Origin of the sequence: Amycolatopsis sp. DSM 110486, from assembly GCF_019468465.1 — a bacterium.
Lineage (GTDB): Bacteria > Actinomycetota > Actinomycetes > Mycobacteriales > Pseudonocardiaceae > Amycolatopsis.
In genome coordinates, this window is sequence record NZ_CP080519.1 from 4,547,214 (window position 1) to 4,562,843 (window position 15,630).

The 15,630-nt window shown below is 72.0% G+C and carries 14 protein-coding genes; 11 read left to right on the forward strand and 3 right to left on the reverse strand.

The window, feature by feature from the left end:
- Positions 1 to 79: 79 nt before the first annotated feature.
- From glmS to tsaE, 8 genes are all read left to right on the forward strand, one after another.
- Positions 80 to 1,942, forward strand: coding sequence for a glutamine--fructose-6-phosphate transaminase (isomerizing) (gene glmS / locus K1T34_RS22190; protein WP_220246125.1), 1,863 nt, complete (start codon positions 80 to 82; stop codon positions 1,940 to 1,942).
- A gap of 15 nt (positions 1,943 to 1,957) precedes the next feature.
- Complete coding sequence (locus K1T34_RS22195) at positions 1,958 to 3,430, forward strand: NAD(P)H-hydrate dehydratase (RefSeq protein ID WP_220246126.1); 1,473 nt, start codon at positions 1,958 to 1,960, stop codon at positions 3,428 to 3,430.
- A gap of 85 nt (positions 3,431 to 3,515) precedes the next feature.
- Entirely contained in the window at positions 3,516 to 4,319 is an 804-nt protein-coding gene (locus tag K1T34_RS22200; RefSeq protein ID WP_220246127.1) for a DeoR/GlpR family DNA-binding transcription regulator, read from the forward strand.
- Positions 4,309 to 5,748 carry a xylulokinase gene (gene xylB / locus K1T34_RS22205; protein WP_220246128.1) on the forward strand — a complete coding sequence of 480 codons (1,440 nt, stop codon included), beginning with the start codon at positions 4,309 to 4,311 and terminating at the stop codon, positions 5,746 to 5,748. Before K1T34_RS22200 ends, xylB begins: the two co-directional genes overlap by 11 nt.
- Before the next feature lie 3 nt (positions 5,749 to 5,751).
- Positions 5,752 to 6,855: an ABC transporter ATP-binding protein gene (locus K1T34_RS22210; RefSeq protein WP_220246129.1), complete on the forward strand. Its 1,104-nt coding sequence runs from the start codon at positions 5,752 to 5,754 to the stop codon at positions 6,853 to 6,855.
- Positions 6,856 to 6,998: 143 nt separating this feature from the next.
- A complete protein-coding gene (alr, locus tag K1T34_RS22215) occupies positions 6,999 to 8,117 on the forward strand; it encodes an alanine racemase (protein WP_220246130.1) in 1,119 nt (372 codons plus the stop codon).
- On the forward strand, positions 8,114 to 9,205 hold the full coding sequence (locus K1T34_RS22220) for an alpha/beta fold hydrolase (protein WP_220246131.1): 1,092 nt from the start codon (positions 8,114 to 8,116) through the stop codon (positions 9,203 to 9,205). Before alr ends, K1T34_RS22220 begins: the two co-directional genes overlap by 4 nt.
- Entirely contained in the window at positions 9,202 to 9,663 is a 462-nt protein-coding gene (tsaE, locus tag K1T34_RS22225; protein WP_370643761.1) for a tRNA (adenosine(37)-N6)-threonylcarbamoyltransferase complex ATPase subunit type 1 TsaE, read from the forward strand. Before K1T34_RS22220 ends, tsaE begins: the two co-directional genes overlap by 4 nt.
- 242 nt (positions 9,664 to 9,905) lie before the next feature.
- Here the strand turns inward: tsaE and K1T34_RS22230 are convergent, their stop codons facing one another.
- From K1T34_RS22230 to K1T34_RS22240, 3 genes are read right to left on the reverse strand one after another with little or no spacing between them, the layout of a single operon-like run.
- Positions 9,906 to 10,493, reverse strand: coding sequence for a short chain dehydrogenase (locus tag K1T34_RS22230; RefSeq protein WP_220246132.1), 588 nt, complete (start codon positions 10,491 to 10,493; stop codon positions 9,906 to 9,908).
- 32 nt (positions 10,494 to 10,525) lie between these two features.
- Positions 10,526 to 11,842, reverse strand: coding sequence for a carboxyl transferase domain-containing protein (locus K1T34_RS22235; protein WP_220246133.1), 1,317 nt, complete (start codon positions 11,840 to 11,842; stop codon positions 10,526 to 10,528).
- Positions 11,839 to 13,281: an acyl-CoA synthetase gene (locus tag K1T34_RS22240; protein WP_220247343.1), complete on the reverse strand. Its 1,443-nt coding sequence runs from the start codon at positions 13,279 to 13,281 to the stop codon at positions 11,839 to 11,841. The genes K1T34_RS22235 and K1T34_RS22240 overlap by 4 nt, the downstream gene beginning before the upstream one ends.
- Positions 13,282 to 13,437: 156 nt before the next feature.
- On the opposite strand from K1T34_RS22240, the gene tsaB reads away from it, so the two are divergent.
- Genes tsaB through tsaD form a run of 3 tightly spaced genes read left to right on the forward strand, consistent with a single transcriptional unit; the run spans position 13,438 to position 15,628 of the window.
- Positions 13,438 to 14,103, forward strand: a complete 666-nt coding sequence (tsaB, locus tag K1T34_RS22245) for a tRNA (adenosine(37)-N6)-threonylcarbamoyltransferase complex dimerization subunit type 1 TsaB (protein ID WP_220246134.1) — start codon at positions 13,438 to 13,440, stop codon at positions 14,101 to 14,103.
- Positions 14,100 to 14,582: a ribosomal protein S18-alanine N-acetyltransferase gene (gene rimI, locus K1T34_RS22250; RefSeq protein ID WP_220246135.1), complete on the forward strand. Its 483-nt coding sequence runs from the start codon at positions 14,100 to 14,102 to the stop codon at positions 14,580 to 14,582. The genes tsaB and rimI overlap by 4 nt, the downstream gene beginning before the upstream one ends.
- The gene (tsaD, locus tag K1T34_RS22255; RefSeq protein WP_220246136.1) at positions 14,582 to 15,628 is read left to right on the forward strand and encodes a tRNA (adenosine(37)-N6)-threonylcarbamoyltransferase complex transferase subunit TsaD; all 1,047 of its coding nucleotides are present in this window, start codon (positions 14,582 to 14,584) and stop codon (positions 15,626 to 15,628) included. The genes rimI and tsaD overlap by 1 nt, the downstream gene beginning before the upstream one ends.
- Positions 15,629 to 15,630: the final 2 nt, after the last annotated feature.

Sequence of the window (15,630 nt, forward strand, 5' to 3'; positions counted from 1 at the left end):
TCCCCTGGTCAGGTGGGTTGAAAAGCCTCGGGAAGGTACCGGAGTAGGGGACTGGACATCCCTCGTTAGGCTTGTTCGCGTGTGTGGAATCGTGGGATATGTCGGACACCGGCCGGCGCTGGATGTGGTCCTCGGTGGCCTGCGGCGGATGGAGTACCGCGGCTACGACTCGGCCGGGGTGGCGGTGCTCGACGGCGCCGGCGCGCTGAGGGTCGAGCGCAAGGCAGGGCGGCTCGCCAACCTGGAGGCGCAGCTCGACACCGTGGGCAGGGACGGCTTCACCGGCACCGCCGGCATGGGCCACACCCGCTGGGCGACGCACGGCGCGCCCGTGGATCGGAACTCGCACCCGCACCAGGACGCCTCGAAAAAGGTCGCCGTGGTGCACAACGGCATCATCGAGAACTTCGCCGCCCTGCGTGCGGAGCTCGAGGCCGAGGGCGTCGAGATGGCGAGTGACACCGACACCGAAACCGCCGCGCACCTGGTGGCCCGGGCGTACAACAGCGGCGAAACAAAACAAAACTTCGCCGCCAGCGTCGCGGCCGTGTGCCGGCGGCTGGAGGGCGCGTTCACGCTGGTCGTGACGCACGCCGACCAGCCGGACACCATCGTGGCCGCGCGCCGATCCTCGCCGCTGGTGGTCGGGGTCGGGGAGGGCGAGCACTTCGTCGCGTCCGACGTCGCTGCGTTCATCGAGCACACGCGCGAGGCCGTGGAGCTGGGGCAGGACCAGCTGGTCGTCATCACCCGCGACGGCTACGAGGTCACCGACTTCCACGGCGACGCCGCGCAGGCCAAGCCGTTCACCGTCGACTGGGACCTCAGCGCCGCCGAGAAGGGCGGCCACGAGTACTTCATGCTCAAGGAGATCGAAGAGCAGCCCGAAGCCCTCGCCAACACGCTGCGCGGCCACTTCGAGGCCGGCCGGATCATCCTCGACGAGCAGCGCATCTCCGACCAGGACCTGCGTGACGTCGACAAGGTCTTCGTCGTCGCCTGTGGTTCCGCCTACCACTCGGGCCTGGTCGCCAAGTACGCCATCGAGCACTGGACGCGCCTGCCGGTCGAGGTCGAGCTCGCCAGCGAGTTCCGCTACCGCGACCCGGTGCTCGACCGCGACACGCTCGTCGTCGCGGTCTCGCAGTCCGGGGAGACGGCCGACACGCTGGAAGCCGTCCGCCACGCCCGCGAGCAGAAGGCCCGCGTGCTCGCCGTCTGCAACACCAACGGCGCCCAGATCCCCCGCGAGTCCGACGCCGTGCTCTACACGCACGCCGGCCCCGAGATCGGGGTCGCGTCGACGAAGGCGTTCCTCGCGCAGATCGCCGCCAACTACCTCGTGGGCCTGGCGCTCGCGCAGGCGCGCGGCACGAAGTACCCCGACGAGGTCGCCCGCGAGTTCGCCGAACTGGAGGCCATGCCGGCCGCCGTGCAGAAGGTGCTGTCCACTGTGGACCAGGTCCGGGACCTCGGTCGCCGGATCTCCGACTCCAAGGCGGTGCTGTTCCTCGGCCGCCACGTCGGGTTCCCGGTCGCCCTCGAAGGCGCGCTGAAGCTCAAGGAACTGGCCTACATGCACGCCGAGGGCTTCGCCGCCGGCGAGCTCAAGCACGGCCCGATCGCGCTGGTCGAGGAAGGCCTGCCGATCGTCGTGGTCATGCCCTCGCCCAAGGGCCGCGCGGTGCTGCACTCGAAGCTGGTGTCCAACATCAGCGAGATCCAGGCCCGCGGCGCCCGCACCATCGTGATCGCCGAGGAGGGCGACGAGGCGGTGCGGCCGTTCGCCGACGAGCTGATCGAGATCCCCGCCGTGCCGACGCTGCTGCAGCCGCTGGTGTCCACCGTGCCGCTGCAGGTGCTGGCCGCGGAGATCGCCCGCGCCCGCGGGTACGACGTCGACAAGCCGCGTAACCTGGCGAAGTCCGTGACCGTCGAGTAATGCGGAGGGCCCGCCGTGCAGGGAATCTGGACCACGGAACGGATTCGCGAGGCGGAGGGCAAGCTGTTCGCCGTCACGCCCGAAGGCGAGCTGATGCGCCGGGCGTCGTTCGGCCTGGCCACGCACCTCGCGGGGTTCCTGGCCGAACGCACCGGCGGCGTCGCCGGACGACGGGTCGTGCTGCTCGTCGGCTCCGGCGACAACGGCGGTGACGCCCTGTGGGCCGGCGCGTTCCTGCGTCGCCGCAGCGTGGCCGTCACGGCGGTGCTGCTGAAGCCGGAGAAGGCGCACGCCAAGGGATTGGCCGCGCTACGCAAAGCCGGCGGCCGCGTGGTGTCCGTCGAGGACAGTCCACAGTGGATCGACAAGGCCGACGTGGTCGTCGACGGCATCGTCGGCATCTCCGGTAAAGGCCCGCTGCGCCCCGACGCGGCCGAACTCGTCGACAAAATCCAAGCGCCCATCGTCGCCGTCGACCTCCCCAGCGGCGTCGACCCGGACACCGGCGCCGTCGACGGCCCCCACGTCACCGCCACCCTCACCGTCACCTTCGGCGCCCCCAAACCCGTCCACGCGCTCGCGCCCCAGCAGTGCGGCGACGTCGTGCTCGTCGACATCGGCCTGGGCCCCGAGCTCGGCGACCCCGACCTGCAGCGCCTCGAGCTCACCGACCTCGCCGACCTCTGGCCCATCCCCGGCGCGGGCGACGACAAGTACACCCAGGGCGTCGTCGGCATCGCCGCCGGCTCCGCGACGTACCCAGGCGCGGCCGTGCTCGCGTCGGGTTCCGCCGTGCGCGCCACCGCCGGCATGGTCCGCTACGCCGGCCCCGCGGCCGACGTAGTCCGGAGCCGCTGGCCCGAGATCGTCGCGACGGGCTCCGTCACCGACGCCGGCCGCGTGCAGGCCTGGGTCGTCGGCCCGGGCATCGGCACCGGCTCCGAAGGCCACGACGTGCTGCGCCACATCCTCGGCCAGGGCGTGCCCGTCTGCGCCGACGCCGACGCCACCACGATCATCGCCCGGCACCCCGACGTCCTCGACGCCCGCGACCCCGACACCCCGCTCGTGCTCACGCCCCACGCCGGCGAGTACGAACGCCTCATGGGCACCCGCCCCGGCGCCGACCGGGTCAAGGCCGCTCGCGACGCCGCCAGGAAGTACAACGCCGTCGTCCTCCTCAAGGGCCACTGCACCGTGATCGCCGCGCCGGACGGCCGCGTCGCCGTCAACACCCCGCGCGGCTCCTGGCTCGCGACGGCCGGCTCCGGCGACGTCCTCACCGGCCTCATCGGGTCGCTGCTCGCCGCCGGCCTCGACCCGTGGCTGGCGGCCGCCGCGGGCGCGCAGGTGCACTCGCTCGCCGGTGCCCTCGCCGCGGACGGCGTGCCGACCTCCGCGTCCGGTCTGGTCGACGCCATCCCGGGGGCTGTCAAGCTCGTTCGAGGTACTAGCGACGTAGAAGTTATCGAGTTACCCGTTAACTAAGGCGATAAAATCTGGTAAGAACGAGGTGTGAGCACTGGCGCCCCCGTTCAGGTGACCCTCAACCGGGTCGACGGTGAGGTGCGCCGTGCCTAGGACCCGACCGTCCGACGCGGCCGTCGAGCAGCGCCGGCAGGACATCCTCGACCACGTCATCGAGCACGGCGAGGCGCGCATCGACGACCTCACCACCCGCTTCGGCGTGAGCCTCATGACGATGCACCGCGATCTCGACGACCTGGCCGACCGCCGCCTCCTGCGCAAGCTGCGCGGCAAGGTCGAGGCCTACCCGGCGCTCACGATGGAGACCGCCAGCCGGTTCACGCTGCACTCCGCCGAGAAGGAAGCACTCGCCGAGGCGGCCGTCAAACACGTCGAACCCGGCCAGACCGTGTTCGTCGACGACTCCACCACGCTGTTTCCCCTGGTCGAGCGCCTCGCCGACATCGACGGCCTCACCGTGATCACCAACTCCCTGCGCGCCGCCAAGCTGCTGGGCGACGGCGTGAACGTCGTCGTCGCCGGAGGCCGCTACCACCCGGAATACGACTCCTGCTCTGGTCCCGACGTGCTGGCGCTGCTGGAGCGCACCCGCGCCGACATCGCGTTCGTGTCCGTGAGCGCCGTCGCCGTCGGCCGGCTTTTCCACCCGGTGCAGGACTACGCAGAGCTCAAGAAGGCCGTGCTGCGCGCCGCGAACCGCAACGTGCTCGTGCTCGACCACTCGAAGTTCGGCCGCACCGCGACCTTCGCTCACGGCGACGTCGGCGACTACGACCTCCTGATCACCAGTGAGATCACCCCGACCGAGGAGATCGAGGCCGCGCTCAACGCCGGCACGGCCGTGGAGACCGTCGAGCACGTCGAGGAGGGGCAGCCCTATGACAGCTGAGCTGGTGGCCGGGATCGATTCGTCGACCCAGTCGACGAAGGTCGTGGTCTGCGACGCGCGCACGGGCGCCGTCGTGCGCACCGGTCGCGCGCCGCACCCCGACGGCACCGAGGTCGACCCGGCGGCCTGGTGGCAGGCCTTCGGCGAGGCCACCGACGGTGTGCTCGACGGCGTGAAAGCCCTCGGCATCGGCGGGCAGCAGCACGGCATGGTCACCGTCGACGAGGCCGGCGAGGTGGTTCGCCCCGCTTTGCTCTGGAACGACACGCGCTCCGCGCAGGCCGCCCAGGACCTCATCGAGGAACTGGGCGGCGCCGGTGTCTGGGCCAAGTCCGTGGGCTCCGTGCCGGTCGCGAGCTTCACCGTCACCAAGCTGCGCTGGCTCGCCGAGCACGAGCCCGCCAACGCCGACCGCGTCGCGCGCGTGCTGCTGCCGCACGACTGGCTCACCTGGCGCCTGCTCGGCAAGCCCGAGCAGGCCGTGACCGACCGCGGCGACGCGTCCGGCACCGGCTACTTCTCGCCGACGGAGAACGCCTACCGTGTGGACGTCCTGGCCCACGCGTTCGGCGGCCGCACGCCCGAGCTGCCGACCGTGCTCGGCCCGGCCGATACCGCCGGTCACACCGAAAACGGCCTGCTCGTCTCAGCCGGCACCGGCGACAACATGGCCGCCGCGCTGGCGCTGGAGCTCGCGCCGGGCGACGCCGTGATCTCCCTGGGCACCAGCGGCACCGTCTTCGGGGTGACCGAGACGGGTTCGGCCGACGCGAGCGGCCTGGTCGCCGGGTTCGCCGACGCCACCGGCCGCTTCCTGCCGCTCACCGCCGCCCTCAACGCCGCCCGCGTGCTCACCGCGGGCGCGACCATGCTCGGCGTCGACCTCGCCGAGTTCGACCGCCTCGCGCTCGCCGCCGAAGCGGGCGCCGGCGGGCTCACGCTCCTGCCGTACCTCGACGGCGAGCGCACCCCGAACCTGCCGGATGCCACGGGCTCGCTCCACGGCCTGACCAGGGCGAACATGACGCCGGAGAACCTGGCCCGCGCCACCGTCGAGGGCATGCTGTGCGGGCTGGCCGCGGGCCTCGACGCCGTGCGCGCGCAGGGCATGGACGTCCGCCGCGTGCTGCTCATCGGCGGCGGCGCGCAGTCGGCGGCCGTGCGGGCCGTGGCGCCAATCGTGCTCGGCGTGCCCGTGGTGATCCCCGAGACGGGCGAGTACGTCGCCCTCGGTGCCGCGCGCCAGGCCGCCTGGGCGCTGGCCGGCACCGCCGAACCACCCGCGTGGGTGGCCGAAGGACCTGGAAACCGGCTCGTGCTGGACGAGCCGGCCGAGGCGCAACGCGCCGCGGGCAAGGAGATCCAGCGACGCCACCTCGAAGCGCGCGAAGCCGCGCACGGGGTTCCCGCGAAATTCGGAGAGGACTGACCGATGGCCACCATCACCTACGACAAGGCTTCCCGGCGCTACGCCGGCACCGAGCGGCCTGCCGTCGACGCACTCGAGCTGGAGATCGCCGACGGCGAGTTCCTCGTGCTGGTCGGCCCGTCGGGTTCGGGCAAGTCGACCGCGCTGCGCATGCTCGCGGGCCTGGAGGACGTCGACGAGGGCTCGATCTGGATCGGCGACCGCGACGTGACGCAGCTGCCGCCGCGTTCGCGCGACATCGCGATGGTGTTCCAGAACTACGCGCTGTACCCGCACATGACCGTCGCGCAGAACATGGGCTTCGCGCTGAAGATCGCGGGCCGTCCGGCGTCGGAGATCAAGCAGAAGGTGCTCGAGGCCGCGAAGCTGCTCGACATCGAGGATTACCTCGACCGCAAGCCGAAGGCCCTCTCCGGTGGCCAGCGCCAGCGCGTCGCCATGGGCCGCGCGATCGTGCGTGAGCCGCAGGTGTTCCTCATGGACGAGCCGCTGTCCAACCTGGACGCGAAGCTGCGTGTCTCTACGCGTACGCAGATCGCCGCGCTGCAGCGCCGCCTGGGCGTCACCACCGTGTACGTCACGCACGACCAGGTCGAGGCCATGACGATGGGCGACCGCGTGGCCGTGCTGTCCGACGGTCTGCTGCAGCAGTGCGACACCCCGCGCGCGCTCTACGACCACCCGGCCAACGTGTTCGTCGCCGGCTTCATCGGCTCGCCCGCCATGAACCTCGTCTCGGCGAAGCTCACGGCCGACGGCGCCGAGATCGGTGGCGCGAGCGTCCCCCTCACGCCCGCCGTTCGTTCGGCTGCCGACGGTGACACCGTGACGCTGGGCTTCCGCCCCGAGTCGCTCGAGGTCACCACCGACGCCGCGGGCGCGCTGCCCATCAAGGTCGACCTGGTGGAGGAGCTGGGCTCCGACGCGTACGTCTACGGAAAGCTCTCCGGCGCGCACCCCGAGATCACCGCCGAGGGCGCGTCGAAGAACGTCGTGGTCCGCGTCGACCCGCGCGCGACCCCGTCGATGGGCGACACGCTGCACCTGCGGATCCGGCCCGACGAGCTGCACGTGTTCTCGGGTACCAGCGGGCTCCGCCTGCCCTGACGCACAGCACTCTCGGACCCGCGTGGGAAACTGGCGGGCGTTACCGATCCGACCAGAAGTAGGCGGGTACGCAACTGGACGTTATCGTCTTCGGTAACCGTTCCCGCCGTGACTGAAGTCGGATTGGTAACTATCAGCACAGTATGACTGCCAGTTTCCCGCGGGCGGAGGTCGTGATCGACCTCGACGCCGTGCGCCACAACGTCGCTCTGCTGACCGGCCGCGCCGCCGGTTCGGCCGTGATGGCCGTGGTCAAGGCCGACGCGTACGGCCACGGCGCGGTCCCCGTCGCGCAGGCCGCGGTGGAGGCCGGCGCCACCTGGCTGGGCACCTGCTCGCTCGGTGAGGCGCTGGACCTGCGCCGGGCCGGGCTGTCGGTGCGGCTGTTCAGCTGGCTCGACGTGCCGGAGGTCGACTTCGGGCCCGGCATTCTCGCCGACATCGACCTGGGTGTGAGCTCGGTCGACGAACTTCAGCGCATTGCTTTGGCGGCGCGGCAGGTGGGTCGCCGCGCTCGGGTGCACCTCAAGATCGACACGGGCTTGTCGCGCAACGGTTGCCAGCCCGCCGACTGGCCCGAGCTGGTCGCGGCCGCCGCGGCTTCATCCGACGTGGACGTGGTCGCCGTCTGGTCGCACCTCGCGTGCGCCGATGAGCCGGGCCACCCGTCGATCGACATCCAGGCGAAGCGCTTCGCCGACGCGTACGACGCCGCGCGCGCGGCCGGTCTGGACCCGCTGCGGCACCTGGCGAACTCCGCGGCCGTGCTCACGCGGCCCGACCTGCACTTCGACCTCGTGCGGCCCGGTATCGCGATGTACGGGCTGAACCCCGTGCCGCAGCACGAAGACCTGCGGCCGGCGATGACGTTCCGCGCAGCCGTGGCGCTCACGAAACGCCTGCCCGCCGGCGAGTCCGTCTCCTATGGACACACGTGGACGGCCGAGCGCGACACCACCGTGGCGCTGGTGCCCGCCGGGTACGCGGACGGTGTGCCGCGGTCGCTGTCGGGCCGCATGGACGTGTGGCTGGGCGGGCGGCGCCGGGCGGTCGTCGGGCGCGTGTGCATGGACCAGCTCGTGGTCGACTGCGGTGACGACACCCCGGCTGTCGGCGAAGAAGTGGTGCTGTTCGCCGACGGTCGCTCAGGTGAGCCGACCGCGCGCGAATGGGCCGACAAGCTGGGCACGATCGACTACGAGATCGTCACGTCGATGTACCGCCCGCGCGTGCAGCGGCGGTACCTGGGGGAGAGGCCGTGAGCCCTTCGGCTCGGTTGTGGGCGATCGTCGGCGGTCTCGGCGCGGTGGCCACGGGTACGGCCGCCGCGGCCCTCGTCGCGGCGCAACAGCGCAGGCAGAGTGAGGACCAGTACGTGGACGAGCAGCTGGGCGAGCTGAAGCCCGACCGCACGTCCACGGTCGCGGCCGAGGACGGCACGCCGCTTTCGGTGGAGGAGATCGACCCCGAGGACGGCGGCGAGCCCGAGCTGACGCTGGTCGGCGTGCACGGGTTCGCGTTGTCACGCAAGTCTTGGCACTTCCAGCGCCGCGCGATCGCTTCGCTGCGGCTGCCGCGCGTGCGGCAGGTGTATTACGACCACCGCAGCCACGGCCTGTCCGGCGCGGCGACGGCCGAGACCAGCACCATCGAGCAGCTGGCGCACGACCTCGACAGCGTGCTGCGCGCGATGGTGCCCGAAGGGCCGATCGTCCTCGTGGGACATTCCATGGGCGGCATGGTGATCATGGAGCTGGCCGCGGAGAACCCTTCGCTGTTCGAGGATCGCGTGTGTGGCGTCGCGTTCATCGCGACGGCCGCGGGCGAGGTGGGCGCGCGCGGGCTGCCGCGTTCGCTGCTGTCGAAGTACAACCCGTTGACGCGCGGCGTCGGCAACCTCGCGGGCTGGCAGCCCGGCCTGGTGGAGTTCGTGCGGGCGGCCGGTGGGCAGCTGGAACGGCAAGCCGTGCGGCGCCTCGCGTTCGGCAGCCGCGACGTCTCGCCGCGGCTGGTGGACTTCATGATCGAGATGCTGGCCGTGACGCCCGTGCGGGGCCTGGTGAACTTCGTCGACACGCTCGGCAGCCACAACCGTTACGCCGCCCTGGCGGGCCTCAAGCACACCCAGGTCGTCGTGATCGGTGGTGACTCCGACCGGTTCACGCCGTTCTCGCATGCCGAGCGCATCGCGGCCGAGCTGCCCGAGGCGGAGCTCGTGCGCGTGCGCGGCGCGGGCCACATGGTGCAGCTCGAACAGCCCGACCTCGTCACGGGCCGGCTCATCGATCTTCTGCAGCGCTGTTCCGGAAGCGCCGCACCCGACCGGCGGAACTGGTGGTGGACACGGTGACGTTCCTTCTCGCGACCCCCGACGACACGATGGCGTTCGGCAGGTCCCTGGGCGCGTCCCTGCGCGCGGGCGACCTTGTGCTGCTCGCCGGCCCCCTGGGCGCCGGCAAGACCACGCTCACGCGCGGCATCGCCGACGGCCTCGGCGTCGGCGGCCGCGTGAGCTCCCCGACATTCGTCCTGGCCCGCGTCCACGCCGCGGGTTCCCTCGGCGTGCCCTTGATCCACGTCGACGCCTACCGCCTCGGCGGCGACCTCGCCCAGCTCGACGACCTGGACCTCGACACGGACCTGGAACGCTCCGCCGTCGTGGTGGAGTGGGGCGAGGGCTCGGCGGAACGGCTGTCGTCCGACTACCTGGTGGTGCGGATGTCCCGTCGGGACGACGACGTGCGCGAGGTTTCGCTTGAGCCACACGGATCTTGGGTGGCACGGATGTCGGCGTTGCCGTCGGCTTAGACCTGGCCCGGCCCCAGCCCCGGCCCCGCCGCCGCACGCCCGGCAAGGTGACAGGTCAGCGGTGGGTGCCTTCGCCGTTGGCAAGATGCCCAGCTCTGTGGCAACGCCGCGAACCGTGCGGCAAGGCCTCGCCTCGAATGGCAAGCCCCAGCGGTGATCGGCAAGTTTCGCCAGTGAATGGCATCCCGCCGCGTCCATCGCAAGCCGGCGCGAGCTGGCAACCAGCTCGCGCCCGTCGCGCGTCACCCGGTGATCGTCTGCCCGGACTCGGTTCCGGAAACGCACCCCACATACCAGCGGGCGACCTCGGCAGCGGACGTACCGACGGCGTCGGTGATACCCAACGCAGCCAGGGTTTCCGCCACCCAACCCGGGCTGACGACGTTGATCCGCAACCCCCTCGGCAACTCGGCGGCGGCGTTGCGCGCGAAGCCCTCCAGACCGGCGTTGACCAGCGCACCGAGAGAACCACCGGCCAACGGCGCGGCAAACGTTCCCCCGGTGAGCGTGATCGACCCGTTGTCCCGCAAGTGGTGCAGCGCGTGCCGGGCCAGCGCCACCTGTCCCAGCAGCTTGCCACGCAACCCCTGCTCGAACTCCTCGTCACCGGCAGAAGCCAAGTCCAGCAGCGGCCCACTCGCCGCACAACACACCACGGCGTCTACTTCCGGCACGGCGCGGAACAGGCCCTCGATCGACGAGGTGTCCTCCAGATCCACCCGCACCGGCCCCCGCCGCGACGCTCGTACGACCACGTGCCCGGCCGCCTCCAGCGCCGCGGCGACCGCGCTGCCGACGGTCCCGCTCGCCCCCACCACGATGATCTTCACGCCTTCATTCTCGCCGGGGGCGCAACACCGTTTCAGGCTTCCACGATCCCCCGCGCCAAGCCGAGTTCGACGAGGTCCTGAGGCCGTAACCGCAGCTGGTCGGCCGTGGCCGGAATCTCGGTCATCGGGCGTTTGAGGATCGCGGCGGCAGCCTCGGGCGAGGTGACAGAGAAGTAGGCGTCCGGCGCGATCCACGTGTTGTCCGGCGCGGCGAAGGCCAGCGCGCCGCCGGAGCCGCCCTCGCCGATGACCAGGGTGGTGATCGGGACGGCCGCGGTGGCGATCGCCTCGAACAGCGACGCGATGGCGGGGCCGGCGCCGCCCTCTTCGGCGTCGGCGTCGTTGGCGGCGCCCGGGGTGTCGACGAGCGTCAGCACGGGAATGCCGAGCCGCGAAGCCAGCCGGACGAGGCGGGCGGCCGTGCGGAAGCCCGCCGGACGAGTGGCGGTGCCGCATTGCGCGGCGAAGGCCACCGCACGGCCCTCGCGCAGGCCGAAGCCGCAGAGGACGCCGTCGTCGACCGCGCCGGTGCGGTCGCCGCGGAGGGTTTCGTGCCAGTCGAAGTACGCGTCCACGTACGAAGCCGCACGGGGGCGGCGCGAGGATCGGGCGGCGCGGACAGCGTCCCACCCCGTCGAGGGCAGCGGCACCGAACGCAACGCGCCCGGGGGAGGAGCCGCCGTGGAAGAACGGGAAGTCAGCAACACCAGCCACCGCTCCAGCACCGACGCCAGCGAAGACGGCGACACCAGCTGGTCGACCTGCCCCCACTCGTACTTCGCCTCGACCGTGTAAGCCTCCGAAGGCGACGTCGCCGGCCGCACGCGCGAGCCCGCGAACCCCACCTGCGCCAGCGGCAGCCCCAAGACCACGTCGGCGCTCGCACCCAGCGTCGCCCAGCCGCCGCCGGTCGTCGGGTCGCGCAGCACGGAGATCTGGGCGACGCCGTCCGCCCGCGCCGCCGCCGAAGCGCGCGCGATCCGCTGCAGCTGGGACAACGCGCGCATGCCGTGCTGCATTCGCGAGCCACCGGTCGCGATCAACGCCACCACTGGCAGACGACGCGACCGCGCGCAGGAAAACGCGGCCTCCACGCGGTCACCGGTCCGTCGCCCGATCGACCCGCCGAGGAACCCGAACTCCCACACCACCAGCACCGCGGGCGTCGCACCCACCAGCGCCTCGCCGACGACCACGGACTCCGTCTCGCCCGTCCGCGCCGCGGCCGCCGCGTAGGCCTCGCGGTAGCCGGGCCAGCCGAGAGGGTCGTCCACACTACTGTCCACATCGGACAGCTCGGTGAACCCCGTCGACACCTGCGCGATGACCTCACGGGCCGAGGGCCTCACCCCAGAGCTCGCTTAAGGATCTTGCCCATGTCGTTGCGCGGCAACGCGTCCAGGTAGCGCACGACCCGTGGCCGCTTGTGCGGCGCCAGCAGTTTCGCCACGTGATCAGCCAGCTCCGAAGCCGACGGCCGCTCACCCGCGGGCACCACCCACGCCACGATGCGCTCACCGAGATCGTCGTCCGGCTCACCTGTCACGGCCGCCTCGGCGACGCCCGGGTGCTCCAGCAGCGCGTTCTCGATCTCGCCGGCGCCGATCTTGTACCCACCGCTCTTGATCAGGTCGGTGGCCTTGCGCCCGACGATCTTCACGTACCCGTCGGCGTCGCGCGTCGCCATGTCGCCGGTGCGGAACCAGCCGTCCGCAAAAGCGGCAGCCGTCGCGTCCGGCCGGTTGAGATACTCGGTGAACAGGTTCGAGCCGCGCACCTGGATCTCGCCGACGGTCTCTGCCGGATCAAGACCGGTGATCGCTGTGCCTATTTCCCTGCCCGCCTCGTCGACCAGCCGCAGCTCCACGCCCGCCAGCGGCACGCCGACCGTGCCCGGCTTGCGCTCGCCGTCGGCGCGGACGCTGGTGTTCATCAGCGTCTCGGTCATCCCGTAGCGCTCCACGACCTGCTGCCCGGTCGCCGCCGTGATGCGCTGGTGGTCGTGCACGGGCAGCGCCGCCGACCCCGACACCAGCAGCCGCGCGCCGCGCAGGGCCGAGGCCAGCTCGGCGTCGTTCGCCACCGTCTCCGCGATCCGGTGGTACATCGTCGGGACGCCGAACATCATCGTCGCGCCGCTGGTCAGCTCACGGGCGACGCCCTCGGTCGAGAACCGCCCGAGGTGGCGCACCGAGCCGCCCCGGCGCAGCGGGCCGAGGATGCCGAGGATCAACCCGTGCACGTGGAACAGCGGCAGCCCGTGCACCAGCACGTCGTCGCTGGTCCATTCCCACGCGTCCTCCAGCGCGTCCAGTGTGGCCGAGATCGCGCGGCGGGGGAGCACCACGCCCTTGGGCGGGCCGGTGGTGCCGGAGGTGTAGACGATGAACGCGGGCGCCTCGGCGTCCGGCTCGTCAGCGGGCACGGACCCCGACCCGGTGAGCGGGATGTCGCGCCGCTCGAGCCCCGCCAACCCCTCAGGCAGCTCGCCGCCGGCCTCGGCCAGCACGAGCGCCGGCGTGCTGTCGGACAAGATGTGGGTCAGCTCGCGTTCACCGATTTTCGGGTTCAGCGGCACCACGGGCACCCCCGCGAGCAGCGCGGCGACCACGGCGACGCTGGTGTGCAGCGTCGGCGTCGCCCACACCGCGACCCGGCCGGTGGGCAGCTCGTTCGCCAGGGAACCGGCGACCGCGCCCAGCTCGGCGTAGGTGAGCGCCTGGTCACCGAAGCGCACCGCCTCCTTGCCAGAGCCGTCGGTGATCGCGGGGAACAGCGGATCGGGCACGGTGAGGACCTCCTGCGGCGCGGCGTCGGCGGGCGTCTCACCGGCACCGTACCGCGCCGTGACCTCGGCCACCTGCGACGCGATTCACACGGTTGCGGGGTTGCCCCTTCGGCCCGCCAGCCTGGCACTTCGAGACTGGACGTAAGCTGGGAAACCGTGCTGGTACTGGCGATCGACACCTCGACCCCGGCCGTGACCGCGGGCATCGTCGCCGTGGACGAGTCGGAACTGACCACCCGGGCCGACCGCGTCACGGTCGACCCGCGAGCCCACGGCGAGCTCATCACGCCCCACGCCCTCGCGGCGGCCGAGGCAGCGGGGGTGACCCTGCGCGACCTCGACGCGATCGTGTGCGGCGTCGGCCCCGGCCCGTTCACGGGCCTGCGCGCCGGCATGGCCACGGCCGCGGCGTACGGCCACGCGCTCGGCATCCCCGTCTACCCGGTCGGCAGCCTCGACGCGATCGCCGCCGAGGTGGTGCGCACGGACAAGCCGTTCCTCGTGCTCACCGACGCCCGCCGGCGCGAGGTGTACTGGGCCGAGTACGACGCGGCCGGCACGCGCGTGAGCGGTCCCCACGTGCAGCGGCCCGCCGAGGTCGAGACCACTTCGCGCGTCGCCGCGGGCGACGGTGCGCTGCAGTACGCCGACGCGATCGGCGTCGTGCCCATCGAGCCGCGGTTCCCGTCGCCGTCCGGGCTGGTCCGCGTCGCCCGCGAAGCCCTGCTCGCCGGCGTGACGCCCGAGCCGCTGACGCCGCTGTACCTGCGCCGCCCCGACGCTGTCGAGCCGACGGCCCGCAAGCGGGTGACCTCGCCGTGAAGCTCGACGGCCTGCGCCGCAGCGACCTGAAGCGCTGCGCGGAGATCGAGCAGGTGCTCTTCCCCGGCGACGACCCGTGGAGCGCCCGCGCGTTCCACTCCGAGCTCGACCAGGGCCACTTCTACTTGGCCGCGCGCACCGACGACGGCACCGAGCTGCTCGGCTACGGTGGCCTCGCCGTGGTCGGCCGCCGCGGCGAGTACGAGGCGGAGATCCACACCATCGGTGTGGTGCCCGAGGCGCAGGGCCAGGGCATCGGCAAGGCCCTGCTGCGCGCCCTGCTGGACCGCGCCGACGAGGCGTCGGCGCCCGTGTTCCTCGAGGTGCGCACCGACAACGACACGGCCGTCGGCCTCTACGAACGGCACGGTTTCGAGAAGCTCGGCATCCGGAAGCGCTATTACCAGCCCTCCGGCGCCGACGCGTTCACCATGGCCCGCCCGGCGCGGACCCCGGCACGAGATGAGGTGGCCGGCTGATGTCGCGCGTCATCATGGGTATCGAGAGCTCCTGCGACGAGACCGGCGTCGGCCTCGTCCGCCTGCACGACGACGGCGCGGTGGAACTGCTCGCCGACGAGGTCGCTTCCAGCGTCGAGCAGCACGCGCGCTTCGGCGGCGTGGTACCCGAGGTCGCCAGCCGAGCGCACCTCGAAGCGATGGTGCCCACGGCCGAGCGGGCGTTCGCGACGGCCGGGCTGAAGCTGTCCGATGTGGACGCCATCGCCGTGACTGCCGGACCCGGGCTCGCCGGTGCGTTGCTGGTCGGGGTGTCGGCGGCGAAGGCCTACGCGTCGGCGCTCGACGTGCCGCTCTACGGCGTGAACCACCTGGCCGGGCACATCGCCGTGGACACGCTGCAGCACGGTCCGTTGCCCACGCCGGTGCTCGCGCTGCTGGTGTCCGGCGGGCACACGCAGCTGCTGCGCGTGGACGACATCGCGTCGAAGATCACCGAGATCGGGTCCACTGTGGACGACGCCGCCGGCGAGGCCTACGACAAGGTCGCCCGCGTGCTGGACCTGCCTTATCCGGGTGGGCCGCCGATCGACAAGGCGGCTCGGCTCGGCAACGGCTCCGCCATCGCGTTCCCGCGCGGGATGACCGGTCCGCGCGACGCGAAGTTCGACTTCTCGTTCTCCGGCTTGAAAACCGCGGTGGCGCGGTGGGTGGAGAACGTCGAACGCGACGGTGGCGAGGTACCGGTGAACGACGTTGCGGCTTCGTTCCAGGAGGCCGTGGCGGACGTGTTGACCGCGAAGGCCGTGAAGGCGGCGAGGGAACAGGGGATCGGGACCATCGTGATCTCCGGCGGCGTCGCGGCGAACTCGCGGCTGTCGGAGCTGGCGGCCGAACGCTGCGCCGCGGCGGGCATCGAGCTGCGCGTGCCGCGGCCCCGGTTGTGCACGGACAACGGCGCGATGATCGCGGCGCTGGGCGCCCACGTCGTCGCAGCCGGGCGCCCGACGGCGCCGTGGGAGTTCTCGGCCAACCCCGGGCTTTCGGTGGAGATCGTGTCACTTTAGTA